The 24230-nt window shown below is 61.4% G+C and carries 22 protein-coding genes and 1 tRNA gene; 11 read left to right on the forward strand and 12 right to left on the reverse strand.

Features of this window, described 5'->3' with window-relative positions; translation table 11 throughout:
- Nucleotides 1-37: 37 nt before the first annotated feature.
- Together G489_RS18785 and G489_RS0102635 are read right to left on the reverse strand one after the other, a co-directional pair.
- Nucleotides 38-1084, reverse strand: a complete 1047-nt coding sequence (locus G489_RS18785; protein WP_035871204.1) for a polysaccharide deacetylase family protein — start codon at nt 1082-1084, stop codon at nt 38-40.
- A 46-nt stretch (nt 1085-1130) separates the two neighbouring features.
- Nucleotides 1131-3536: an exopolysaccharide transport family protein gene (locus G489_RS0102635; protein WP_029040208.1), complete on the reverse strand. Its 2406-nt coding sequence runs from the start codon at nt 3534-3536 to the stop codon at nt 1131-1133.
- Between the two features lie 189 nt (nt 3537-3725).
- On the opposite strand from G489_RS0102635, the gene G489_RS0102640 reads away from it, so the two are divergent.
- The 4 genes from G489_RS0102640 to G489_RS0102655 all read left to right on the forward strand — a co-directional run bounded on the left by G489_RS0102640 (nt 3726) and on the right by G489_RS0102655 (nt 8267).
- On the forward strand, nt 3726-4280 hold the full coding sequence (locus tag G489_RS0102640; RefSeq protein ID WP_029040209.1) for a polysaccharide biosynthesis/export family protein: 555 nt from the start codon (nt 3726-3728) through the stop codon (nt 4278-4280).
- A gap of 4 nt (nt 4281-4284) precedes the next feature.
- Nucleotides 4285-5400 carry a glycosyltransferase family 4 protein gene (locus G489_RS22180; RefSeq protein WP_029040210.1) on the forward strand — a complete coding sequence of 372 codons (1116 nt, stop codon included), beginning with the start codon at nt 4285-4287 and terminating at the stop codon, nt 5398-5400.
- 204 nt (nt 5401-5604) lie between these two features.
- On the forward strand, nt 5605-7002 hold the full coding sequence (locus G489_RS0102650; protein WP_245578796.1) for an undecaprenyl-phosphate glucose phosphotransferase: 1398 nt from the start codon (nt 5605-5607) through the stop codon (nt 7000-7002).
- A 5-nt stretch (nt 7003-7007) separates the two neighbouring features.
- Nucleotides 7008-8267, forward strand: a complete 1260-nt coding sequence (locus G489_RS0102655; protein WP_029040212.1) for an O-antigen ligase family protein — start codon at nt 7008-7010, stop codon at nt 8265-8267.
- On the opposite strand, the gene G489_RS18790 is transcribed toward G489_RS0102655, so the two are convergent.
- Both G489_RS18790 and G489_RS0102665 read right to left on the reverse strand, forming a co-directional pair.
- On the reverse strand, nt 8246-9277 hold the full coding sequence (locus G489_RS18790) for a phosphotransferase enzyme family protein (RefSeq protein WP_051332230.1): 1032 nt from the start codon (nt 9275-9277) through the stop codon (nt 8246-8248). The two genes, G489_RS0102655 and G489_RS18790, sit on opposite strands and share 22 nt — an antisense overlap.
- A gap of 39 nt (nt 9278-9316) precedes the next feature.
- A tRNA-Pro gene (locus G489_RS0102665) sits at nt 9317-9393 on the reverse strand.
- Between the two features lie 213 nt (nt 9394-9606).
- On the opposite strand from G489_RS0102665, the gene G489_RS0102670 reads away from it, so the two are divergent.
- Genes G489_RS0102670 through G489_RS18800 form a run of 5 tightly spaced genes read left to right on the forward strand, consistent with a single transcriptional unit; the run spans nt 9607 to nt 16439 of the window.
- Entirely contained in the window at nt 9607-10887 is a 1281-nt protein-coding gene (locus G489_RS0102670) for a response regulator (RefSeq protein WP_029040213.1), read from the forward strand.
- The gene (locus G489_RS0102675) at nt 10887-11210 is read left to right on the forward strand and encodes an Hpt domain-containing protein (protein ID WP_162142396.1); all 324 of its coding nucleotides are present in this window, start codon (nt 10887-10889) and stop codon (nt 11208-11210) included. Before G489_RS0102670 ends, G489_RS0102675 begins: the two co-directional genes overlap by 1 nt.
- 34 nt (nt 11211-11244) lie before the next feature.
- The gene (locus G489_RS18795) at nt 11245-12573 is read left to right on the forward strand and encodes a GGDEF domain-containing protein (RefSeq protein WP_051332231.1); all 1329 of its coding nucleotides are present in this window, start codon (nt 11245-11247) and stop codon (nt 12571-12573) included.
- Entirely contained in the window at nt 12563-16039 is a 3477-nt protein-coding gene (locus tag G489_RS0102685; RefSeq protein ID WP_029040215.1) for a PAS domain S-box protein, read from the forward strand. Before G489_RS18795 ends, G489_RS0102685 begins: the two co-directional genes overlap by 11 nt.
- Before the next feature lie 4 nt (nt 16040-16043).
- On the forward strand, nt 16044-16439 hold the full coding sequence (locus tag G489_RS18800; RefSeq protein ID WP_035871207.1) for a response regulator transcription factor: 396 nt from the start codon (nt 16044-16046) through the stop codon (nt 16437-16439).
- Between the two features lie 3 nt (nt 16440-16442).
- Here the strand turns inward: G489_RS18800 and G489_RS0102695 are convergent, their stop codons facing one another.
- A complete protein-coding gene (locus G489_RS0102695; RefSeq protein WP_029040216.1) occupies nt 16443-16826 on the reverse strand; it encodes a response regulator in 384 nt (127 codons plus the stop codon).
- A 99-nt stretch (nt 16827-16925) separates the two neighbouring features.
- On the opposite strand from G489_RS0102695, the gene G489_RS0102700 reads away from it, so the two are divergent.
- The gene (locus G489_RS0102700; protein WP_029040217.1) at nt 16926-18020 is read left to right on the forward strand and encodes an ATP-dependent DNA helicase; all 1095 of its coding nucleotides are present in this window, start codon (nt 16926-16928) and stop codon (nt 18018-18020) included.
- Between the two features lie 9 nt (nt 18021-18029).
- Here the strand turns inward: G489_RS0102700 and G489_RS0102705 are convergent, their stop codons facing one another.
- The 6 genes from G489_RS0102705 to G489_RS18810 all read right to left on the reverse strand — a co-directional run bounded on the left by G489_RS0102705 (nt 18030) and on the right by G489_RS18810 (nt 22264).
- Entirely contained in the window at nt 18030-18476 is a 447-nt protein-coding gene (locus tag G489_RS0102705; protein ID WP_029040218.1) for a MerR family transcriptional regulator, read from the reverse strand.
- 124 nt (nt 18477-18600) lie between these two features.
- A complete protein-coding gene (locus G489_RS0102710) occupies nt 18601-18912 on the reverse strand; it encodes an integration host factor subunit alpha (protein WP_029040219.1) in 312 nt (103 codons plus the stop codon).
- Between the two features lie 104 nt (nt 18913-19016).
- Nucleotides 19017-19982: a beta-ketoacyl-ACP synthase III gene (locus G489_RS0102715; protein WP_035871350.1), complete on the reverse strand. Its 966-nt coding sequence runs from the start codon at nt 19980-19982 to the stop codon at nt 19017-19019.
- Between the two features lie 5 nt (nt 19983-19987).
- Entirely contained in the window at nt 19988-21058 is a 1071-nt protein-coding gene (gene plsX / locus G489_RS18805; protein ID WP_051332232.1) for a phosphate acyltransferase PlsX, read from the reverse strand.
- A 77-nt stretch (nt 21059-21135) separates the two neighbouring features.
- Nucleotides 21136-21708 carry a YceD family protein gene (locus G489_RS0102725; protein ID WP_162142397.1) on the reverse strand — a complete coding sequence of 191 codons (573 nt, stop codon included), beginning with the start codon at nt 21706-21708 and terminating at the stop codon, nt 21136-21138.
- Nucleotides 21680-22264: a ubiquinol-cytochrome C chaperone family protein gene (locus G489_RS18810; RefSeq protein ID WP_051332234.1), complete on the reverse strand. Its 585-nt coding sequence runs from the start codon at nt 22262-22264 to the stop codon at nt 21680-21682. Before G489_RS18810 ends, G489_RS0102725 begins: the two co-directional genes overlap by 29 nt.
- 150 nt (nt 22265-22414) lie before the next feature.
- Between G489_RS18810 and G489_RS0102735 the strand changes: the two genes are divergently transcribed.
- On the forward strand, nt 22415-22864 hold the full coding sequence (locus G489_RS0102735) for an outer membrane protein assembly factor BamE (RefSeq protein WP_029040222.1): 450 nt from the start codon (nt 22415-22417) through the stop codon (nt 22862-22864).
- Between the two features lie 133 nt (nt 22865-22997).
- Here G489_RS0102735 and G489_RS0102740 read toward each other — a convergent pair whose 3' ends face one another.
- A complete protein-coding gene (locus G489_RS0102740; RefSeq protein ID WP_051332235.1) occupies nt 22998-24230 on the reverse strand; it encodes an MFS transporter in 1233 nt (410 codons plus the stop codon).

A 24230-nucleotide genomic window follows, 5' to 3' on the forward strand; every position in this document is an offset into this window, starting at 1 on the left:
CCACAAAATGAATCCGGCGCCCCACCCAAGCTCCTGATTACTTTGCGGAAACCCGTTCCCCGCCAGCGATGATCGTGAACAGCGCACCCGTCAGATAGGTGCCTGCAAAACGCTTCGCCTGGAAATTGCCGTTCAGCGAAACGCGTGGCAGCGCTTCGAGATGATCGGTGTGATCGTGGTAGAGCCCTCCCGGCCGCGTCGTCACCGCAGAAGTCAGGCCAAGGCTTTTGACCGTGGCGAACTCTCGCGCCGCTGCGGAACGCGATGCTCCGATCGGATAGGAAAAATGACGCGGGCGCTCGCCGAACTGCGCCTCCAGCACCGAGACCGACTGGGCGATCTCCTCGCGCATCTGGTCGGGCGGCAGTTTGGACAGTTCGTAGTGATTTACCGTATGCGCACCGATGGTGCAAAGCGGCTCGGCCGCGATTTCCTGCAGTTCCTGCCAGTTCATCACCAGCGACTTGCAGTGCGCCTTGAGGTCGAGGCCGTACTTCGCCGCCAGGTCCTTGATGAAAGCGACCCGGTCGGGCTCGGACACGTCGCGCATATGCCAATAGAGCCGGTAGTAGACCTCATTCTTCTGCGCGAGGCTCGCACAGTCGAGATATTCGAGGCCCTCGCCAAGATCGACTGCAATCGCCTTCTGAGCCGAGATCACGTCTTCGAGCGCTTGCCACCAGACTTCCCCCAAACCATCGACGAAAGCCGTGGGGACAAAGATGGTGAAAGGACAGTCGTGCTTTTTCAGGATCGGCAAGGCGTTGACGAGATTGTCGCGATAGGCGTCGTCGAAGGTGAAGACCACGAATTTGCGGGTCTTGCCGGCAGTGTTGATGCGCCTGACCGCCTCATCAAGGTCGACGATGTCGTAGCCGAGCTTCCTCGCCTTGACGATCATGTGTTCGAGGAAGGCCGGCTTCACCTGCAAGATGGCATTGGGTGAAAAGGCGCGCGGATTTTGCGGCATGACCCGGTGCAGCGTGAAGATGACGCCCTTGGAGGGGGAAATCGCGCGGATCAGGGCCGACAGTCCGGTGAGCGAAAGCAGTTCGAACGCCGCCCGATAGACCAGATACCGCAAAACCTACTACTCCGTTCGCTCCGGCGCGTCGCCCGGGCGGGCCGCGCTAAAGCGCCCGCCTCCCCTCGTTTTCCCGCGTGTCGCGGTCAAGATCCTGTCCCGGCTTGCGGCTGACAAACAGCACGTTGCCAAGTCCGCTGGCGCGTGCATCTGCCTTCACCCCGTCAAACTCGTCGCGGGCGATTTCGTTGCGCCCGGTCAGAACCAGCGCTGCCCCGGAACGGGCAAACAGGCCGAGACCGTGTGCCGTTCCAACCGGTCCGCACATGACAATACTCACATCGTAGAGTTCGCCCAGAGCGTCAACCAGCATCGGAATGCGCGGTGAATCGGCGTTAAGGCGCGGTGTACGACCCCACGGGATTTCCGCGAGTTCAAAACCCGCGTCGTTGTGCACGATATCGCCAAACTCGACGGTATCGGCTGCCAGGTCGCTCAGTCCCAGGCGGCGATCGGCAGCGTCCATACCACCCGCATCGATGATGGCAACGGATAGACCTTCCGCAACCAGGGCGTCGGCCAGTGCGCGTGTCAGTCCCCGATCGGCGCGACCATCGTCCATGGCGGTCACAAGGACCAGGCGGTCCTGACGTTGGCCAAGCTCGTCAAGCGCCGCGTCGATATCGATCGGCAGCACGGGCGGTTGCGCGGCGACCCTGGGCGCAGGCGCCATTTTTGTTGGCGCGGGATTTCTGGACACGGATTCTTTCGTCGCAACCGCCACTGCTTCCTGCCCGACTGCCTGTTCGGCTTTGCCCTGACCCGTTGCGCCTTGAACCGTTGTGCCTTGACCGGATTTGTCGGATTCTGCAGGCGTATTGGCGGCAGTCGACACGGAGGGTGCAACCACTTCAACTGGCTGTTCGCGTGTGCCGGCGGGCTTCTCAGAGCCAGTGAAGGCGGAAGCCGGCCTTTCATCACGCCCCATGTGTTTGTCTTCCGTGGGCGGCATGCGCATCGCCGCAAAAGCGGCACCCAGTGCCTCGCCACGTTCACGCGGCAGAGCGGCCGACGCGTCGCGATACGCACCATGATAAGCACTTGCCCGTCGTTCACGGGGCACGAAGACATGCCCGGCAGAAAGCTCACCGAGCAGGATCAGCCCGCCCTGGATCAGCAACGCGCCAAAGCCGGCCATGGCCAGCATGATGCCCTTCTTCGGGAATGACGGGACCTCCGGTGGGGCAGCAGAGGAGACGATGCGCACATCCGGGAAGGCCGCATTGGCTTCCGAACGGGCTGCGGCCTCGCGGAAGCGGATCAGGAATGCATTGAGCAGATCCCGTTGGGCCGTTGCCTCGCGTTCGAGCTCGGCCAGCCGGACATTGTTGATCTCCGCATCCGATGCTTGAAGCTTCAGGCGGGTCAGTTCGTCGCGCAGGGACTGTTCGAGGTCCTCTTCGACCTGCGCCTCGGATTCGAACGCGCTGGCGATGCGGCCGCCTTCGGTCGCAATCTCGTCATTCACCGCCCTGATCTGCGCATCGATCGTCTTGATGGCCGGATGCGATGGCAGACGAGTGGCCAGCCTTTCAGCGCGGGTCGATTGCAGTTCGGCCTTCTGCTCGGTCAGCTGCTGTATGACCGGCGACGCCCGCACATCGGCGATGGTTTCAACCGGTTGGCCAGCCTTGAGCAGTTGGTCGATCAGGCTGGCCTTGGTACGGGCCGTGTTTTTGCGCTCGGAAGCCGCGGTGATCTGTTCGGAATAATCCGAAAGCTGCTGTTCGAGCAGGGTCGAGTCGTTCGAACCCTTGAACAGGTCATTGTTGACCTTGAAGTCCGCGACCTCACGCTCGGCATCGGTGACGCGGGTACGCAGTTTCTTGATCTCGCCTTCCAGCCAGTTCGATGCATCGCCCGTATCCGAAAGCACCAGGTCGGTGCGCCGCCCCACATGCGCGGTGGCGATGGCATTAGCGACGCGTGCTGCGAGCTCGGGATTGTGCGCGGTGAAGGAGATCGAGACAACGCGCGAACTGCGTTCGCGGGCCGCGACCAGTCCCTGCCGCAGAGCATCCAGGGCCCGCGCGTCCGGCGTTTTTGTGCTTTGCTGCCCCCTGCCGAGAAGGCGGTAAATACCGAAGGGGCCTGGATCGGGTGTGACAAATTCGGCAACCTCGTCGAGATTTTCGGCTTCGATGACCTTGATCAGCGTCTCGCGCGACCGGATGAGCTGCACCTGGCTCTCAACCGCTGCATCGTCAGCGACTGCTGATTGCGACCCGTTATTGTCGGTTGTGGCACGGGTAAAAGAATTGTCCCTGCTCTCGATCAACAGATTGGCCGTCGCCGTGTAGGAACGCGGAATCTGCGTGAGGACGAAATAGGTTGCCGCGCAGACAAGAGCCGTGACCAGGATGATGCGCAACTTGCGCCGCCAGATCGCCATGGCGAGCGCAGGAAAGTCGATCCGCATATCATCAAAGCTGGTCGGCTGATCGCTCGACATGCCGGTATACCTCGGGGGACGCGTCACCCAAGACAATGGGTCCCGCATGGTAAGGAAAGGGTTAACCGGGCCTTCATTTCGCAAGTAACATCGGGGTCGCTGCCCCTTATTTCGGCACTGTTCTTTGCGAGTTGTTAACCATGTTTTGGCACTCAATGGAGCTGCCCCCTTCCCGGCAAGGACCGCTTTATGCGTGCGCTGCATTTCATCGCCCTGTTTGCCCTCATTCTGGTGAGTGGCTGCGCCTCGACGCCCAAGTCGTCGAGTTATCTGGCGCCAACCATGGGCGTTTATCTTCTCGACAGCGGCGACCAGGTGCGTCTCACGGTTTATGGCGAGGAAGAACTCTCCGATGAGTTCCGCGTCGACGATTCCGGTCAGCTTTCCCTGCCGCTTGTCGGCAGCGTGCATGTGCGCGGGCTGTCGACCAAGCAAGCCGCAGACAAGATCGTCGGGCTCCTGGCTGCCGGGTTCATCCGAGATCCCGATGTTGCCGTTGAAGTCGTGCAATACCGGCCCTTCTACATTCAGGGCGCGGTCAGCGCTTCGGGCCAGTACCCCTACGTCCCCGGCATGACAGTGCGCGGCGCGGTCAGCACCGCCGGCGGCTATGAGCCCACCGCCAACGAATCCTATGCTATCCTCTATCGCCGGACAGGTGAGGAGATCGCAAAGGGCAAGGTGGCGCTCGACTTCCCGGTTCAGCCCGGCGACACGGTGGTCATCGCCGAACGCTGGCTGTAGCGGGATGGCCGCGGCCAGGCCCCTATCGGTTCTGCAAGTCCTGAGGGCGCCAGTTGGCGGGCTGTTTCGCCATGTGCGCGACCTCACCGAAGCTTTGGCAGCGCGCGGGCACAAGGTTGGCGTGCTTGTCGACTCCCTTACCGCCGACAGTCAGACCGCCCCCCGTCTTGAGGCACTCGAGGCACACGCTGCGCTGGGCATCCACAAAATGCCAATGCCCCGGCTGATCGGCGCCGCCGATCTCGGCGCGTCCGGTCACATTGCAGACCTCGCAGACGAGCTCGGTGTTGATGTGATTCATGGCCACGGCGCCAAGCCAGGCTTTTACACCCGCCTCGGCCGGCGGCAGCCCGGTCCGGTCGTATTCTACACTCCCCATGGCGGTGTCCTCCACTTCGCACCGGGGAGTTTGCAGGGGCGGCTGTTTCATTTCCTCGAGCGTCGATTGATCTCCCGCTCGGATGGAATCTTCTTCGAAAGCGAATTCGCCAGAACCGCCTATGCCGAGATCGTCGGCGACCCGGGCGACAGGGCGGAGGTCGTACACAATGGTTTGCCCGAAGCCGATTTCGAGCCGGTTCCTTCTTCGGATGCGTTCGATTTCGTCTATGTCGGCGAGTTGCGTGATCTCAAGGGCATTGACGTATTGATCGATGCCATCGCTTGTCTCGATCAACCAGCGCGCCTCCTGGTGGCCGGGGACGGACCGGACGCGGAGGCGTTGAAGGCGAAAGTCCATTCGCTCGACCTTCAAGCCAGCATCCACTTTGCCGGCGCCCAGCCTGCCCGCGAGATGTTCGCCAAGGCGAGATGCGTGGTGGTGCCGTCGCGCAAGGAATCCCTGCCCTATATCGTTCTCGAAGGCATCGCCGCGGGCAAGACGGTGATCGCAACCAATGTTGGCGGCATTCCCGAGATCTTTGGCGATACATCGGGCGACCTGGTACCAGCGGGGGATGCCGAGGCCCTGGCGACCTCCCTTGCGCGCTGGCAGAGCGATCCGGCCGGTTTTGCGACCAACGACAAACGACGGCTCGACCGCGTGCGGTCACACTTTTCGATCGACGCCATGACCGACGCCATCGAGGCGGGGTATCGCCGGGCTATAGCAAGACATTAACCCTCTGCTTTCACGCCGTTTTCACTCCTGACGCGCACAGTCCCGGGCGAGAATTGCTCCAGGTGGTGCCCGTCAATGATCCGGCTCGATCCAAAAACGGCCGTAGCAGAACACATTTCTTCCGGCGGACAGTCTGAGGCCGGCGGCAATCGGACGTTGTCCGATGCTGCGCTTGAAATCATTGAAAAGCCTGTAGAACCTGGAATGTCAGGTGCCGTCGTTTCGGGGCTGTCGCAGCTTTTCGAAGCGTTGCTGCTCGTCACGCTTGGCGCCGCGATCTTCTATTCCTATCTCGGCCCGGGCCAGGAAGTGCCGTATGGCGTCGCAATCTTCATCTCGCTTGCCCTCTACAATGTGATCGCCAATGCGTGGGGGCTGCACAAGATATCGGCCTATCGAACCCTGCTGACCCAGTCAGGCCGGGTTCTGGCCAGTTGGTCGATCGTGTTCCTGCTTCTTACGGCGTTCATGTTCCTGTTCAAATTGCAGGATTCCTATTCGCGGGTCTGGCTCGTCAGCTATTACGCGTTGGGTGCGGTGAGCCTTATCCTGTTCCGGCTTTCGCTGCGCGCACTGGTGATGCATTGGAGCCAGGATGGTCGATTGCGCCGCCGGACGGTGATCGTGGGCGGCGGCAAGGACGCGGAAGAACTCATTAATCGCATCGAGGCGTCCGCGCAGAGCGACATTCAGCTCTTTGGATTGTTCGACGATCGCGATGACGAACGGTCGCCCGAGGTGGTTGCCGGATACCGCAAGCTCGGCCGCGTTTCGGACCTGATCGAATTCGCCCGCCGAACCCGCGTCGACCTGGTTATCGTGTCGATGCCGTTGTCGGCGGAAACCCGTGTCCTGCACATGCTCAAGCAACTCTGGGTGCTGCCGGTCGACATCCGGCTGTCCGCTCATATGAGCAAGCTGCAGTTCAAGTCACGGGCCTATTCCTATCTCGGCGACGTTGCCGTGTTCGACATGGCCGACAAGCCGATCTCGGATTGGAACGTCATTCTCAAATGGTGCTTTGACAAGTTCGTCGCCATCACCGCGTTGACCCTGTTGTCGCCGATCATGATCGCCACCGCCATCGCCATCAAGCTCGACAGCAAGGGTCCTGTACTGTTCCGCCAGAAGCGGCACGGGTTCAACAATGAGCTGATCGACGTGTTCAAGTTCCGCTCGATGTATGCCGACATGAGCGATGCCAAGGCCGACAAGCTGGTAACCCGTGACGACCCGCGCGTCACCCGCGTCGGGCGCTTCATCCGCAAGACCTCGATCGACGAACTGCCTCAGCTTTTCAACGTCCTTAAGGGCGAGCTTTCGGTCATCGGTCCACGCCCGCATGCGCTGGAGGCCAAGGCCGCCAACATGCTTTATCACGAGGCGGTCGATGGGTATTTCGCGCGCCACAAGGTGAAACCCGGCATCACCGGCTGGGCCCAGATCCATGGCTGGCGCGGCGAGACCGACACGATCGACAAGATCATGCAGCGTGTGAATCACGACCTCTATTACATTGAAAACTGGTCGATCTTCCTGGACGCCTACATCCTGCTGATGACCCCGTTCTCGCTGGTCAGCAAGAACGAAAATGCGTTCTGACCTCTATGGCAGTAACCGGGGATATCGATGGGTTCTCGCGCGGTGAGGTCATCGCCGGCTACGGCCGGCGTTTCCTCCGGTTCATGCTGCCGATCTGGATCTTTGCCGGCGGCTTCGTGATCTTCGAACCCTCCCCTTACGAGTTCGCCTTTCTTGGCGTGCTCGCCGCCGTGTTCATGGCCGGGGTGTCGATCCATTACCGCACCCGTGGTTTCGTGCCGTTCCTGTTTGTCTTCGTGCCCAGTTCGCTGCTGGCGGTGACGCAGATCCGCTTCGGCGCAATGAGCGATGCGCTCGTCTACACGGCGGTCACCCTGTTTTTGCTGATCACCAGCTTCGTGGTGGCAAATGTCGTGGCCGAAGCCCCAGCGGCCATGATGCGGCGGATCTTCAACGCCTATATCGCCAGCGCCCTGTTGCTCTCGATCATCGGCACCCTCGCCTATCTGGGCTTTCTGCCGGGCGAGGATGTGTTCCTCAAGTTCGGGCGTGCCAAGGCCACGTTCAAGGATCCCAATGTCTATGGCCCGTTCCTGATGTTGCCGGCTGCGGCCGTGCTGCAGCGAATCCTGATCGGGCGGATGCGGGGGTTCCTGTTCAATGCCGCAATCCTGGCGGTGTTGTTTGTGGGTATTTTCGTGTCATTTTCGCGCGGCGCATGGGTCCATTTCGCCGTCACGGCGCTGCTGGTCGTGTTGCTCACCTTCACGCTCGAGGCCGGCGCCCGCATCAAGGTACGGATTGCCTATCTCTCGATTGCCGGCGCCATCGGCCTGGTTGTGATCACCGCAGGCCTGCTGTCCATCGATTCGGTGCGCGAACTGTTCGAAGTCCGGGCGTCGGTGGTGCAGGACTATGACAGCGGCGTGTTCGGCCGCTTCGGACGTCAGCTCTATGCGCTGGAGTTGATCCGCACCCATCCGTTCGGCATCGGTCCCTTGCAGTTCCGGCATTTGCGGATCGTCGAGGAGCCGCACAACACTTATGCCAATGTGTTCCTGACTTATGGTTGGCTGGGTGGCGCGGCCTTTGTCTGGCTCATCTGGGCGACCCTGATGCGGGCGGTGAAGTCGCTCGCGATCCCCTCGCCCAACCGGATACTGATGATCCCGCTGTTTGCCACCTATCTGCCGCTGATCGGCGAAGCGGCGATCATCGACATCGACCACTGGCGTCACCTGTTCCTGATTATCGGGCTGATCTGGGGCGTCGCTGCGGGCTATGACCGGGTGGAGCGCCGGCCTCAGCCAAACCGGCTGAGATAGGCGCTCACTAGGTCCATCGTTCCCTCGGCAAAGCCGGTTCCGAACCGGTCAGCCAGCGGCGTGCCGCCATGGGTGGTGATCCAGCCCTGCAGGGCCAGGCGGCGCAAAAGGACGAAGCTGTCGAGTTCGGCAATATCGTCTCGCGAAAAGGCACGGTGCCGCGTGTATCCGTTCAGCCAGGCCTCGCGGAGGTCACCGGCCCGTGGCCAGGTCTCGATGAATGAGATGGCGGCGGCAAAATCGTACCCGAACCAGCAAAACCCCGAATCGTCGAAATCAATCAGCAGCAGTCCCTGACCGTCCGGTCGCTGCATCACATTGGCACCGTGCATGTCTGCATGGATGAGGCCACAGCGGTCGGGTCCACGGCCGTAAGCATCGAGCCGCTGGGCCATCACGGTCAGTGCGCGCTCGGTGGCGCTGACCGCCTCCGCGTCCATGTCGGCGGCAATGCGCCAGTCACCCCAACCGGTGTGCTGGGGGCCGGCGATATCGGTCCATAGTTCCGGGCGCTCGAAACCGATCGGCCGTTTCCACTTGGTCACGAAGCGATGGGCACGGGCCGCCATGGTGCCAAGCTCCTCGAACACGGCAGGCGTACTGCCATCAGCGCCGACAGGGGATCCGTGTTCGAAGGCGAACATGACGGCGGGGCGGGCGTCGTCCGCCCTGCCGGACACGTCGATTTCCCGAACAACCTCGCCACGCACCCCGGCAATCGGTGACGGTACGGCAATCCCGGTTTGCGCGCCCAGCGTGGTCATGAATTCGATTTCGGACCTGGTCGCCGGGAGAGACTGATATCCCGGGCGACCGACGCGCAGAACTGCCACAGGGTCACCGCCACGCCTTACCAGGAAACTCGCATTTTCGGAGATGTGAAGCGGCTCGAGCTTCGCTTCACCGAAATCCGGCCAGTTGGCCAGTGCTGCGCTCAGCACTTCCATATCGATCCCCGCTGCAGCGATGGCGGCGGTGGACGGTGCTGTGGGGTTCACATGATCGGTCACGAACGCTCGCTCAGATCCGGAACTCGCGGTGAAGAGAAATGGTCGGAGCGGCCGGATTTGAACCGACGACCCTCTGTCCCCCAGACAGATGCGCTACCAGGCTGCGCTACGCCCCGACGGGCCGAATGCCTATATAACCGCGCCAATTTTGGCAAGTGCCAATCCGGATAATCGGGCTCCCGCCCGGTCCCCCGCCGAAGGGCACCGAATTTGTTCAAATGCCGATCAAACGTTTTAGCCCAGATTAACCAAAGGAATGGGTTTGAATTGCTGAAAACCCGCGGTTTACCGGGCATGTCTACTCTCGACGCCAGAAAGAGGCGTTGAATATGACGATACCGGATGGAAAGCGCGTTGCGATCGTCGACGACGATCCCCTGTTCCTTGAGCATATCGAGGCCGCCCTGCTGCGCGAAGGCGGACTGCGGGTCGTGAAGCTGAACGACAGCAAATCGCTTTTCGATGCGCTGCAAAACCAGAGCATTTCCTGCGTTGTCCTCGATCAGAACCTGGGCGCTGAAAGCGGCCTTGCCATCGGTCAGGCGCTGCGCGAGCAAGTCGCCAACCCTCCGCCGATCATCATGCTGACGGGGGCGGGCAGCGAACGAACTGCGGTCAAGGCCTTCCGCATCGGCTTCAGCGACTATGTGCCCAAGCGCAATTTGCAGAACCGGGAACTGATCGGAGCGATCCGGTCCGCGATTTCGCGCGCCGAACAGGATCAGGCAGCCCGCGAGCGCACCAAGAAGCTGCTCGAAGGCGAGCGCCATGACAGTCTCACCGGCTTTTATGCCGACCATTATATCCGGGCGCGGCTTGAGGAAATGACGAGCGGGCGCCACGCCTCTCCGTTCGCCCTGATTGCGGTGCGCATAAAGGACAGCCGCACCATCCATGCGCGGATTGGCCACCGGGCCTCGGAAATGCTGTTCCGGGATCTGGCGGCACATGCGGCCAAACTCGACATTCGAGGCGGTTATTGGGGGCATCTGGGTACCGACACGCTGGTCAGTGTGCTCGAGGACGATCCCGGCGAAGACGATGTCGCCGATGCCTGCCGGCTGATGGCGTCAAAGCTGAAATTCACTGTCAGCCATGACGGGCTTTCAATCGACTGCGAAGCCATTGTCGGGGCGTCGCTCTTTCCGCAGGACGGGCATACCGCGGACGCAGTAATCGATACCGCTCTGGCCGAATCCGATCGCGCCGCCACGCTGGAGGCACGCTGGGCGACATCGTTCCTCGATCCGGGGACCGAAGCAGTTGCCAACAGCCAGCTCGACGATTCGCTCGCCGTGCCGACGCCCGACCGGCGCGGCATGGATCTGTCTCCGCCGGACGGGATTGACCGGCGCCGATCCGACCGTAGACGCGACCAGCGCTACCGGGTTCTGCGGCGTGGCCGTGCCATCGTCGACGGCCTTCATTCAGTCATCGACTGCACCGTTCGCAATCTCTCCGAATCCGGCGCCCAATTGCGCTTCGCCAGCTATTTCGTGCCACCAGACCGGTTCAAGCTCGAAATCGTCGGGGCCGGCGAACCCCGCTGGGTGCTGGTACGCTGGCAGGTTGGCAACGATGTCGGCGTTCAATACGAGGAACAGGGATGATGGCCGACGCCAGGACCCAGGCCGCATTCGAAGAACGCCATCGGCAGCTCAAGCAGAAATTTGCAGAGCGCACGCTGAATGATGCCGCGCGGCTTGAGGATTTGCTGACCGAGTTCACGCAAAGCGACAGCGAATCCGGCGAGGAAATCCGTCAGATCGCACATCGCATTGCCGGCGGAGCCGGCATTTTCGGGCTGGACAGGCTGACCGAACCCTCAGCTCTGGTCGAAGACCTGATTATCGACAAAAGGGCCGCGGAGACGGTCCGGACAAAAACCGAAGCACTGATCGCGCATATGCGGCGCGAGGCCGAAACGGTCTGACCGCCCACAAGCGCCGGTCTAATGGGGATGTGAAGTGACTGCGTTAGAATTCGACAAGAGCCAGCCGATCAAGCGGACAGGTGGCCCTGCCCCGCGCAGCGGAAGCTTCCGTCCGCGCACGGTGTGCGTCGTCGACACCGACACTGGTTTCAGCGAAATGTCTACCCGGCTGGCCGGGCTCGGCTACACCATCATCGACGGCCGGAATGGCCTGCCCGACGGTGAGTTCTGGGCCGTGATCATCAGTTCGGCGGTCGACCCTGATCTTGAACTGGCGAAGGATTGCGCCAAGAAGCACCACACCGTGCTGGTCGCTGAAGAGCCCACATTCGAATTGCGCCTGGCCGCCGCCCGTGCCGGGGTCGAGGCTGTAATCTGGCCACCCATCGAAATGGTGGAGCTGGGCGGCTGGCTTGGCGATTTCCACGACCGCGAAGAGCCGGTCTACGAGATCCTGATCATCGATGACGACGAGCTGGCCGGTCATGCGCATGCTCTGGCGCTCGAGCAGGCCGGTCTGCGGGCACATGTCATTACCGATCCGACCAAGGCCGTCGATACGCTCGACGAACTCAATCCCGACCTGGTGCTTCTCGACATGCACATGCCCGGGGTCAATGGCATCGAGATCGCCAAGATCATCCGTCAGGAGCATCATCACCTCACCTTGCCGATCCTCTTCCTGTCTTCCGAACGCGACGAGACGCGCCAGCAGGAGGCCCGGCAGGTCGGGGGCGACGACTTCATCTCCAAGCCGGTGGACGGCCAGACCCTGGCGCGGCTTGTCAAAATCCGGGCCAACCGGGCACGCAAACTGAAACAAATTGCCGAGCGCGACGGTCTGACCGGGTTGCTCGACCATGTGCGGTTCAAGGAGCGTCTCAACGCTGAACTCATTCGCTCGCAACGTTCCGGCACTCCGCTATCGCTGTGCCTGATCGATATCGACCACTTCAAAAGGGTCAATGATACCCATGGTCACCAGGCCGGCGACCGCGTGATTCAGACCCTCGCGCATTCGCTGACCGGCGCTCTCCGACGCAGCGATGTAATCGGGCGCTACGGCGGGGAGGAATTCGCGGTCATCCTGCTCGATACCGAGCTCGATGCCGCCGCCACCGTGATCAATCGAATCCGCGAGGCGTTTTCGCTCCTCGATTTCCATGCCGGGGAAGCTGCCTTTTCCTGCACCATGAGTGCGGGCATTGCCGCAGCGCATAAATCCGATACGACCGAAGCCATCATCGGCCGCGCTGATGACGCCCTTTATGCGGCCAAACATCAGGGCCGAGACCGCGTGGAATGCGAAGAGGAACCCAAACGTCCCAGCGTTCTCAAGTCCGGAACCCGTCATGCCAGCTAGGATTGCGCGCAAGGCGGCCGTCATTTTCGGTCGGTTGCGCCGTGCCCTCACCGGGACGCTGCGCAACCGCATCGTCGTGATGACAAGTGTGTCGGTGCTACTTGCGACGGGTTTGGTGGGAACCGTCGAATATCTCCGGGTCGAAGACTCAATGCGCCGCGCAGCCATCGAGCGGCTCGCCGGCGAGACCAGACTGGTGGCGCAAGAGTTCGAATCCTCGTTCGACCTGATGCGGTCGGACACCGAGATATTGTCCCGCACGCCACCGATCGACGGTCTCATCCGCGCCACCCGAAATGATGGGGTGGATCCGCTCGACAACTCGACCAGCGAACTCTGGCGCGCCCGGCTGAACACCATTTTCGCCTCGGTCATGGCGATGCGGGATTCCTATACCCAGATTCGCCTGATCGGGATCGCCGATGGCGGCCGGGAGCTGGTTCGCGTGAACCGTCAGGGCGTAAGGTATCTGCCGGTCAACACGCACAACCTGCAGAAGCAGGGCAAAGAACCCTATTTCCAGGACGTCATCGGCAGCGGCAGTGCCGAAGTGCAGTTTTCCGCAGTCACGATGAACCGTGAGAGCGGCGAGATTTCACCCGACCTGACGCCCACGATCCGATCTATCAAGCCGGTATTCGACCAAAACGGTGCCATGTTCGCGATGCTGGTGATCAACGCCGACTATCGCGTCCTTGTCCATGAGGCGTTCGAGCAGATCGCGCCGAAAAGCAAGACCATAGTGGTCAACGGCACCGGCGATCGCATCGAATACGACCCGGAAGCCGGGATCAGCGATTTGCTGCATCACGAACTGCATGCCGATGACCATGCGCCGGACGCAGCGGACCTCTTGATGCAGACCGCGAATGAGGATGTCTCCCTCACGAAGAGCGATGTCTCCTATTTTGTCCGGCTGACGACGGATCAGAAGAATCCCGAGGCGGACCTGGGCGTCATCACCAGCGTACCGCTCGGCGAATTGCTGGAAGAGGTCCACAGAACCCGGGAAGTCGCGATCTATACCGGCCTTGCGCTGGTCGTCCTCTGCACCATCTTGTCTTTCTTCATTGCGCGCCGCTTCACCGATCCTCTGCATTCGATGGCCGAGCGTATCCGCATGGGCGGGGCCAACCGCGAGATCGAGGACCTGCCCACCGAGCGTGAGGACGAGATCGGTGAACTTGCCCGCGCGTTCCGCCGCCGCACGCGTGAACTCAAGGACGCCGAGATGCGCTCGAGCGCCGTGATCGACAACGTCGTCGACGGGGTGATCACCATTGATGAGAACGGCATTATCGAAAGCTACAATCCGGGCTGCGAGGCCATATTCGGATACAGCGCCGAAGAGGCTGTCGGACGCAGCATCTCGATCCTGATGCCGAAAAATCTGCGTGAACAGCACGCCCGTTACCTCGAGCAGGCACATGTCACTGCACATCAGATAATCGGGAAGACGCGCGAATTGCAGGGCCTGCGCAAGAATGGTGAGCGTTTCCCCATGGAGCTCGCCGTCAGCGAGCTCAAGCTCGACAATCGGCGCCTGTTCAGTGGCATCATTCGCGACGTGTCTGCGCAGCGCAAGATCACCGAGGCACTCGAAGAGGCCGAAAGCCGCTGGAACAACGCCCTTACCGGCGCCCAGATCGGGGTTTTCGACATCAATCTGGTGACCGGCGTGACGATCGTTTCGCCAACCTGGATGGAAATGCTGGGGTTCGATGTCGAAGCCGAGATGGATCACCAGGCGGAATGGAAGTCCCGGGTCCACCCCGAGGATTTGCCCTTGATCGAGGAGCGCGATCACGCGGTCTTCGAAGGCCGGGCCGAGAAGTCGATATCGGAGTACCGCTTCTTCCGCACCGACGGCGAACTGATCTGGATGCGTTCCGAAGCAACCGTTGTCGATCGCGCAGCAGACGGCACGCCGCTGCGCTATGTCGGCACGCAGGTCGACATCACCGAGATCAAGCGCGCCGAAGAGGCCCGCGAACTCAGCGAAGCACGACTGCGCTCGGCCATGGACAATGCACCAATCGGCACGGCGCTGGTGGGCCTCGACGGACGTTTCATGCGGGTCAATGAGGCTTTCAGCCGGTTCGTGGGCTATTCCAGAGAAGAGCTGCGGCACACAGACTTCCAGACGATCACGGAAGCTGAAGACCTCAGCGAGGACCTCGCCAATGTCGAGCGCTTGCTTTCGGGCGAGATCGACACCTTCCAGATGGAAAAGCGCTACATCACCAAGCACGGCCATACGGTGTGGGGACTGTTGAGTGTTTCCGTGGCGCGGGACGCCGATGGCGAACCGGCCTATTTCATCTCGCAGGTCCTCGACATTTCCGAGCAGCGTGAAATCAACCGCATGAAAAGCGAGTTCGTTTCCAATGTCAGCCATGAGCTGCGCACGCCCCTCACCTCGATCCGTGGGTCGCTGGGACTGATTGCCGGTGCAATGAACAAGGACGTGCCCGAACAGGTGATGAAGCTCGTCAACATCGCCCATAAGAACAGCGAACGGCTGATCCTTCTGGTCAACGACATTCTCGATGTCGAGAAGCTCAGGGCGGGCAAGCTCAAATTCGATCTCGAGGAAACCGACGTCACCGCCCAGGCTCACCAGGCCGTCGAGGCGCTTCAGGGTTATGCCGATCAGTTCGAAGTGACGCTCAACCTCAAGGCGCCCGAGGCACCTGATGTGGCCATGCTCGACAAGGATCGCCTTCAGCAGGTGCTGGCCAATCTGATTTCCAATGCGGCGAAATTCTCGCCCCGCGGCGGCACGGTGGACATCACCGTGCGGTACATGGATGGGAGTGTACGCGTCCTGGTGGCGGATCAGGGGCCAGGCGTTCCGGCCGGTTTCAGAGCCAGCATTTTCTCCCCTTTCTCCCAGGCTGACGGGTCAGCGACGCGGGAAAAGGGCGGTACCGGTCTCGGCCTGCACATCACCAAGCAGATGGTGGAGCGCATGGGCGGACGCATCGATTTCAACAGTGCCGAAGGGTTTGGCTCGACTTTCTGGGTGGACTTCCCCATGGCCCATGCCGCCGGAAGCAAGCTCGTCGACGAGATGCCGGACCTCCCGCTGGTGCTGCATGTCGAGGATGACACCGATTTCAGCACCTATCTGGCGACCGCGCTGAGCGACAGAATGGTCGTCATCAACGCGCCGACGCTGGAGGAAGGGCTGAAGGAAGCGCGGGACCCGGACTATGATCTGATCATCGTCGATCTCAACCTGCCTGACGGGTCCGGCAAGAAGATCATCGACGCCCTGCCCGAAGATAATGAGAAGCCCGTGGTTATCCTGACCGCGGAAGAGACCCTGTTCGTTCATCCCCGGGCCAAATTGCATATCGTCAAATCGCGGATGCCGGAAAGCAAGGTGATCGAGGCGATCGCCAGCCTGTTAAAGTCCGAGGTGTCCGAAATCCCATCGAAACGTCAGAAAATCGCGAGCTGAGCAGATGAGCACCATCCTGGCCTGTGACGACGATCCCCTGATCCTCGAATCCATCGAGCTGCTGCTCGGCGAGCGCGGTCATTCGGTGATGACCGCCGTGAACGGCGCCGAGGCGATGAAAGCGATTGTTCAGCGGCGGCCGGACGTCGTGTTGCTCGACATCGCCATGCCGGAGATGGATGGCCTGAAGGTGCTCGAAGCGATCAAGGGGCGTCCGGCCATGGCCGGCGTCCCCGTGATCATGCTGACCGCGCGTAGCCGCATCGAAGACGTGACGGCCGCCGTCCGGCGCGGTGCGGCGGATTACGTCGTCAAACCCTTCGATGCTGACGAGCTGTCGACACGCGTCCAGAACGCTCTCGCCATTGCAAGCAATTCCAGGCGGGTGCCCTGGTATTAGGGCTCAACCGAGCCGATCCGCTCCGAGAATGGAGGTCACCTGATCGGCGATGGTCATCGGATCGAAGGGCTTGGAAATGACGCCGGCGACGTTCATCGCGCGATAGCCCTCGATTTCAGTCGGCTGGGTTCGGGCCGTGGCGAAGATCACCGGAATATCGGCGGTGCTTTGCTGTTCGGCCAGCGCTTTGCGGGTCATCGGGCCGTCCATGTCGGGCATCATGACGTCGAGCACAACGACATCGGGCTGCCATTCGGCGGCGATCGCCAGCGCCGCCCTGCCCCCGTCCACCGACTTCACCTCGAAACCCGAATTGAGTTCGAGCGCCATCACCGCGATCTCGCGGATATCCGGCTCGTCGTCGACATAGAGGACTTTCACTGACATTTCACCAGCTTATCAGGCTGGCGGGCCGGGGCAAGGCGAAGCGGCAAATGCCTGCTATAGGTGAAGCTCTTTGTGATTCCCGCCACAGGTCTTCCACCCATGCAATGGTCACCCCAGCAGGACGCCGCCCTCAAAGCCGTTTCCGAATGGCTGCGCGATCCGGATGGCGAACAGGTCTTCCGTCTGTTCGGCTGGGCCGGCACAGGCAAGTCGACATTGGCGCGGCATCTCGCGGAAGGGGTAAACAAGGTCTGCTATGCCGCGTTCACCGGCAAGGCAGCGCTCGTCATGCGCAGGCGCGGCTGCAAGGGCGCGAGCACCATCCACAGCCTCATCTACGTCGCAGTCGAAGACAAGGGCGGCGAACCGAGCTTCGTGATCAACCATGAAAGCCCGGCCAAGGACGCCGATCTGATCGTCATCGACGAAGTCTCGATGGTCGGCGAAGAACTCGCCCACGACCTGTTGTCCTTCGACACCAAGGTGCTTGTGCTCGGCGACCCGTTCCAGCTCCCTCCGGTCAAAGGCACCGGCGTCTTCACCGAGGCCGAGCCCGACATCATGCTCACCGAAATCCATCGCCAGGCGGCTGACAATCCGATCATCCGCATGTCGATCGATGTGCGCGAAGGGGACGGGCTCGACTATGGTCGCTACGGGGAAAGCCTGGTGATCCGGGCTGCCGATGTCGATCGCGATGCGGTTCTAGAGGCCGACCAGATCCTTGTCGGGCGCAATGCCACCCGGCTCACATACAATGACCGGGTGCGCGAGCTGCGTGGCTTGCCGGCGGGCATTCCCGTGGTCGGGGACAAGCTAGTCTGCCTCAGGAACAATCGCCAGAAAAACCTGTTGAACGGGCAGCTCTGGATCGTCTCGGAAGTGAAGCGCAAGCCGCATGGCGCCATCTCCATGCTGCTCGAACCCGAAGACGCAGGCGGGCGCAAGGCAAGTGCCAAGGTGAAGACCCATGAGAAGTTCTTCCTCGGCCGCGAGGAAGAAATGCTCTGGGCCGAGCGTAAACAGTATGACGAGTTCTATTTCGGTTATGCGCTGACCGTCCACAAGGCGCAGGGCAGCCAATGGGACAATGTCTATCTGTTCGATGAGAGCTTTGCGTTCCGCGAACACCGCCAGCGGCATCTGTACACCGCCCTCACCCGCGCCGTGGAACAGATTACTGTCGTGCGGTGATCACCCGGTTCAGTCGCCTTCGCGCGCCTCTTCGAGCAGGCGCTTGCATTCGAGGAGCTCCTTGAGCGCCTCGTTGAGCCGGGCCCGGGAATAGGTGTCGATATCGGGACTGGCGAGTTCAGGCGGCGCAAGCTCCGCCACTTCGGGGCTGCCGGCGCCTGCCGGGGCCACCGGTTCGATAGCGCCTGTCTCACCGATCTGGATCACATGGCGAACGCCCTGATCCTTCAGGATTTTCTGGACACCCTTGATGGTAAAACCCTGCTCGTAGAGCAGGAAGCGGATGCCACGCAGGAGTTGAACGTCGTCCGGGCGGTAATAACGCCGTCCGCCGCCACGCTTGAGCGGTTTGATCTGGGCGAAGCGGGTCTCCCAGAATCTCAAGACATGCTGTGGCAGGTCGAGTTCGTCGGCTGCCTCTGAAATGGTCCGAAAAGCGTCCGGCGACTTTTCCACGCGCTGCCCCGGTTGTTTCCCTTGTCAGCGTCGCGGCACGATGTGCCCGGCGCCCCCCAAAACTGGATTGCGCGATCCCCCCAACAGGGCGGCACGCTATTGGGTGCGCCGCCCCGGATTCGCTCTATTTTCCAGAGTTCAACATATTTTTGTTGATCTGGCTTTTCAATACATTGCTCGGTTTGAACACCAGCACCCGCCGGGGCAGGATCGGGACTTCCTCACCTGTCTTTGGGTTGCGTCCGACGCGTTCATTCTTGGAGCGGACCTGGAAGGATCCAAAAGACGAGAGCTTGACGTTCTTGCCTTTGACGAGTTCGTCGCTGACGAGTTCGAGGACACGTTCCACCAGTTCAGCCGATTCTGATCGCGATAGTCCGACCGCCTGATAGACGGCCTCGCTGAGATCGGCTCTGGTTACCGTTTTTCCCGACATTTGACCGCAACCTTTCTGCCCTTTGTAGCGGGCAAGTGCCTAGCCTAGTTGCGGAATTGCCGGCGGTCAACGGTGAGGCGGGAGCGGTGGACGAGCGCTAAGTGTTACCAGCGGATCAGTGAGGCGCCCCAGGTGAAGCCACCCCCCATGGCTTCGAGCATGACCAGGTCGCCGCGCTTGATGCGACCATCTCCGACAGCTTCGCTGAGCGCCAGGGGAACCGAAGCGGCAGAAGTATTGGCGTGCCGGTCGACGGTCACGACGACTTTTTCGGCCGGCAGGTTAAGCTTCTTGCCAACGCCGTCGATGATCCGCCTGTTGGCCTGGTGCGGCACGAACCAGTCGAGATCATCCACAGTAAATCCGGAATCGGCAAAGGCCCCCTCAACGACGTCGGAGATCATGCCGACGGCGTGGCGGAACACTTCGCGTCCCTGCATTCTCACATAACCGGCGGTGCCAGTGGTCGAGGGACCACCATCGACATAGAGCTTGTCCCAGTGTTCACCATCAGCGCGCAGGCGGTTGGCCAACACGCCCCTGCCCTCGGCCTCGGCCTCGGGAACCGCCTTGAGCACCATGGCGCCAGCCCCGTCACCGAACAGCACGCAGGTGGTGCGGTCCTGCCAGTCGAGAATCCGCGAGAAGGTCTCCGCGCCGATCACCAGCGCACAGGTGCCCAGATTGTTCTTGAGGTAGCTGTCGGCGGTGGCCACGCCATAAACGAACCCCGAGCACACTGCCTGGATATCGAGTGCGATCCCGTGATGGATGCCCATGCGGTTCTGCAGCAGCGTTGCCGCCGCCGGAAATGTCAGGTCGGGTGTCGTCGTGGCGATGATGATGAGGTCGATGTCCTGCGCCGTCATGCCGGCATTGGACAGCGCGGCCTCGGCTGCCTTGTGTGCGAGATCGACTGTCGTCTCGTCCTTGGCGGCGACACGGCGCTCACGGATGCCCGTGCGCTGTTGGATCCACTCGTCCGACGTGTCGACCGTCTTTGCGAGTTCGTCGTTGGTCACGATGCGCTCAGGCAGATAGCCGCCGACGCCACATACTACTGATCGAATACCCGTCACGTCGATTCCGCCTCGAGTTCCTTGTCATCCGCTTCGTGCTCGGGCAATGGGCCGAGCCGGCTCATACCTTCGCTGATTTTGTCTTTGAGCCGGTTGCGCACCATCTCATAGGCCAGCCCCAGCGCGCTCTTGAACCCGACCGCATCGGTCCCGCCATGGCTCTTGATGACGATACCATTGAGTCCGAGAAACACCCCGCCATTGACCGTGCGAGGATCCATCTTGCGGCGGAGCGCGCGCAGCGCCGAGCGGGCGATGAAGGCGCCGATCTTGGAGATCAGCGTTTCCTTGAGCGCCATGCGCAGATAGGTACCCACCTGGCGGGCGGTGCCTTCGGCGGTCTTGAGCGCAATGTTGCCGGTGAACCCTTCGGTCACCACCACATCAACCGTTCCCTTGCCGATATCATCACCTTCGACAAAGCCGTGATAAGTCATGCCGGCATTGGTGGCGGTCGAAAGAAACTGCGCTGCTTCCTTGACCGCGTCGAGCCCTTTCACTTCTTCGGTACCGACATTCAGCAGGCCCACGGTCGGGCTTTTCATATCGAACAGGGCGCGGGCCATGGCGGCTCCGAGAATCGAGAAATCGACGAGCTGGCGTCCGTCGCCGCCCACCGTCGCGCCCACATCCAGGACCACAGTATCTGCTCTGAGCGTCGGCCAGATCGCGGCAATGGCCGGGCGGGCAATGCCCTCCATCGGGCGCAGGCAGAACGTCGCCATGGCCATCAGAGCGCCGGTATTACCGCAGGAGATGGCGACGTCGGCCTCTTCGTCCTTCACCGACTGCAGGGCCGCCCACATCGAGGAATTGCCCCGGCCCTTACGCAACGCCTGGCTCGGCTTGGCATCCATGGCGATGACGTTGTCGCAATGGCGGATGGTCGAGACCTTCTTGAGGTCCGGAAACTCTTCGATCAGCGGCTCGAGTTCTTCCTGCCGGCCATGAAAAATGAAATTGAGGCCCGGCCGCTCGGTCAGAAACATGCGCGCGCCATCAAGGACCACTCTGGGCCCGTTGTCGCCGCCCATAGCGTCAACCGATATGGTGATTGTCTGGCTCATAGTTGAGATTGCGCGGCCTGGAGAATTCCCCGCACCTTAACCGGCAGGGACATGGTTACAAGCATTTTTGCCTTCTCTCAGCTTTTGTCCTTGTCCGGCTTCAGCGCCGAAAGTGCTGCAAATGGTGAGCTTTTCGCGGGATCATCATCACCGTCCCTACCCGGTTCAAACTCGACACCCGGCGCCCGTGGATAGGGGTCGAGCGCCAGCGCCAGGGTCTCGACGACCAGTTCGGTCAGATCCGCGTAGTCGCCCTCGAAATAGTCCGGCTCATCCTCGCCTTCGGCATCGAAATAAAGATCGGCCGTCTTGTCTGCATGCGGATCCTTGCCCGGCATGAAGACCCTGTCGACATTCGCCTTGAGGGTCTGGGTGACGGGCACCAGCGTCACCACACACGCTTGTTGTACGGTCGCGCGCACCTTGCCGATCACCTGAATGCCGCCGCGCAGGGGACGGGCCAGCAGATCCGCGGCAAAATCGTCGACCGCCAGAATATCAAGGCGTTCGGCCAGCATGGGGTTGAGCTCGTCATCGCCCTTGAGCGTAAGCTTGCGGCCATCGGCCGGCAAACCACCGATCCGGACACGCGCATCCATCAGGCTCTGCAAAGTAGGTTGCTTAGGCATCTCCACCTTCAGCGCCGCCATCCTCATCAGCAGAGGCATCGGCCACCGAACCGTCGATGGCGGCGAACCTCACCTCGCCCGAAATGATGTTGCTGACCTGCTGGGTCCTGAGCGAACCAACCTGCCGGGCACAGTAGGAAGCGAGTTCGTCGACGCCTTTTGGCTCGTCATCAGTGTAAAGATTGCGGGCCAGCACCGGTTTGAGCGCTTCGACCTGGCCGGAGGCGATGGCCTCGGAGAGCGCACCCAGCATGCCGTAGAACATCTCCGACATTTTCTTGATTCGTTTGGGCACTGTCAGGTCGCCAACCCCGAGTTCACGCAGCGAACGGTCCATATCGCGGAAAAACATGTCGAAAAGTGCCTGCGAGAATGGCTTGGCCTCCTCGCCCCCATCGCGAAGCCGATGCAGCACCAGCGCCACGTGCAGGCTGAGTACGTCAAATCGGCCCTGCACCGTGTCCGGGATGCCCCAGTCGCGGAAAAACCGCTCCTGCCGGGATTGCGCCACAATAGCCTTGTAGACGGCGCTGACAGGCTGCTCGAGTGGATCTTTGCGAAAAAGGGACAAAATCATCGGGTTTCAATCGGTTGTTCCGGGGACGCCGAGAGTGTCGGCCGGGGCAGAAGGTTCCTTGCCACATCCGCCTTCGGGCGGCTAGTAATGCGCTCTTGTAGGCGCCGTAACGCAGCCTAATAGTGAAGTCGATCCGGGGAAGTCAAACCAATGCGTCAAGCGCGCCCCTTTCTGGGCCTTTTCAAAGTCATCGTCGCGGCCATGATGGTCGCCACCCTTGCCGGGTGCCTGACACAGACCCGCACCCAGGGCTATGACATTCCCGAGGACGCCCTGCAGCAGATCCGCCCGGGCGTATCCCAGGATTTCGTCCGCATCGTGTTGGGCTCGCCACAGACGACCAACAATTTCAACAACCAGGAAAGCTGGTATTACGTCGAGACCAAAGTCGACCGCACCTCGTTCGGCACGCAGAGCGTGAAGGAACGCACCGTGCTCGCCGTCTATTATGGCAACGACAACCGGGTCGCCGACAAGGCCGTTTATACGCTCAAGGATGGCCGGGTGTTCGAACTGGTGCCGCGCACCACGCCGGGCTTCTCGAACGACAAATCCTTCATCGAATCGCTGCTGGGTTCACTGCCGATTATCGGCAACTGACCCACTTCTCAGCTTCGAATACGAAGGCAGGCCCGAGGGCCTGCCTTTTTTTATTGGCTTGTAACTCTGGACGTCACGCCCAGCCCGTTCGGGTGTGCGCAAAAAGGTCGGCGACCAAGTCGCGCTTGGCGGATCACGCAGCCGCCATTGCGTCGGACCGACGGAATTGGTCCCAGGCCAGCAGCGCGATGCCGATCGTGGCGAGCGGCAGCACAAGGATATTGATCGTCTCCCAGCCCAGCGTATTGAGCAGCACGCCCGATGTGATCGAGGCGATTGCCATCGAACCGAAAACGCACATTTCGTTCATGGCCTGCACCCTTCCCGCTTCTTCGGGCCGGTAGGACTTTGTCAGCAGCGCGGTGGAGCCGATAAACCCGAAGTTCCAGCCCAGGCCCAGCAGCACCATCGAGATGTTGAAATGGGTGACCGTGATGCCGTTGAGGTTGACGGCCGCGCTCATGATGATCAGCGCCAGACCGATGGCGACGGTGAGGTGCGTACCAATCCGCTGGATGATGAAGCCTGTGAAAAGGCTCGGCAGGAACATGGCCACGATATGCCACTGGATGGCCGTGGTGGCGGCCTCGGTCGAGTGGCCGCAGACATAGACCATGGCCAAGGGCGCGGCGACCATAACGAAGTTCATCAGTGCGTAGGCAAGAACCGATGTCACGATCGGGATGAAAACCGTCGGCGACTTGATCAGCGTCTTCAACGGGCGGCCGCGATCACTACCTTTTTCGGGCTTTAACACTGGCGCCAGTCGCGTGAACCCGATGATCACAAGGGCGACGAAGGCAATCATCGACAGGGCAACAAATGAGCCTGCGAATTCGGCGCCCAGCCAGTCCTTGGTGATGTAGGACAGGCGCGGGCCAAGGAAACCGGCCGCCACGCCACCGAGCAGAACGAGCGAGATGGCGCGCGATTTGAGCGGACCGGGTACGCTATCGGCAATGGCGAAGCGGTATTGCTGACCGAAAGCCGCAGACATCCCGACCATGAACATGGCGAGGCAAAAGATCACGAAAGAGGCCTGGATGAGCCCGACAGCGGCGACGATACCGGCAAGGATCGCAGCGCTGGCGCCGACCATGAAGCCGCGGGTGCGCCCGAGCGTGTAGATCACCCCGGTGGCCGGACCGGCGGTCAGCGCCAGGCCAATGACCATGGCCGTGACCGGCACCGTGGCCAGCGACGGGTCGGGCGCAAGGCTTGCCGCGGCCAGCGCCGCCACCGAGATCACAACGGCCTGGGAAGAGCCGGCCAGCGCCTGTGCGCCAGCCAGAAGGCCGATATTGCGGTAAGCCAGTCGCTTGGTTTCGGGGGTCAGTTCAGCCGCATCGCTGTTCGCGTCCACCAT

The organism is Cucumibacter marinus DSM 18995, assembly GCF_000429865.1.
Lineage (GTDB): Bacteria > Pseudomonadota > Alphaproteobacteria > Rhizobiales > Devosiaceae > Cucumibacter > Cucumibacter marinus.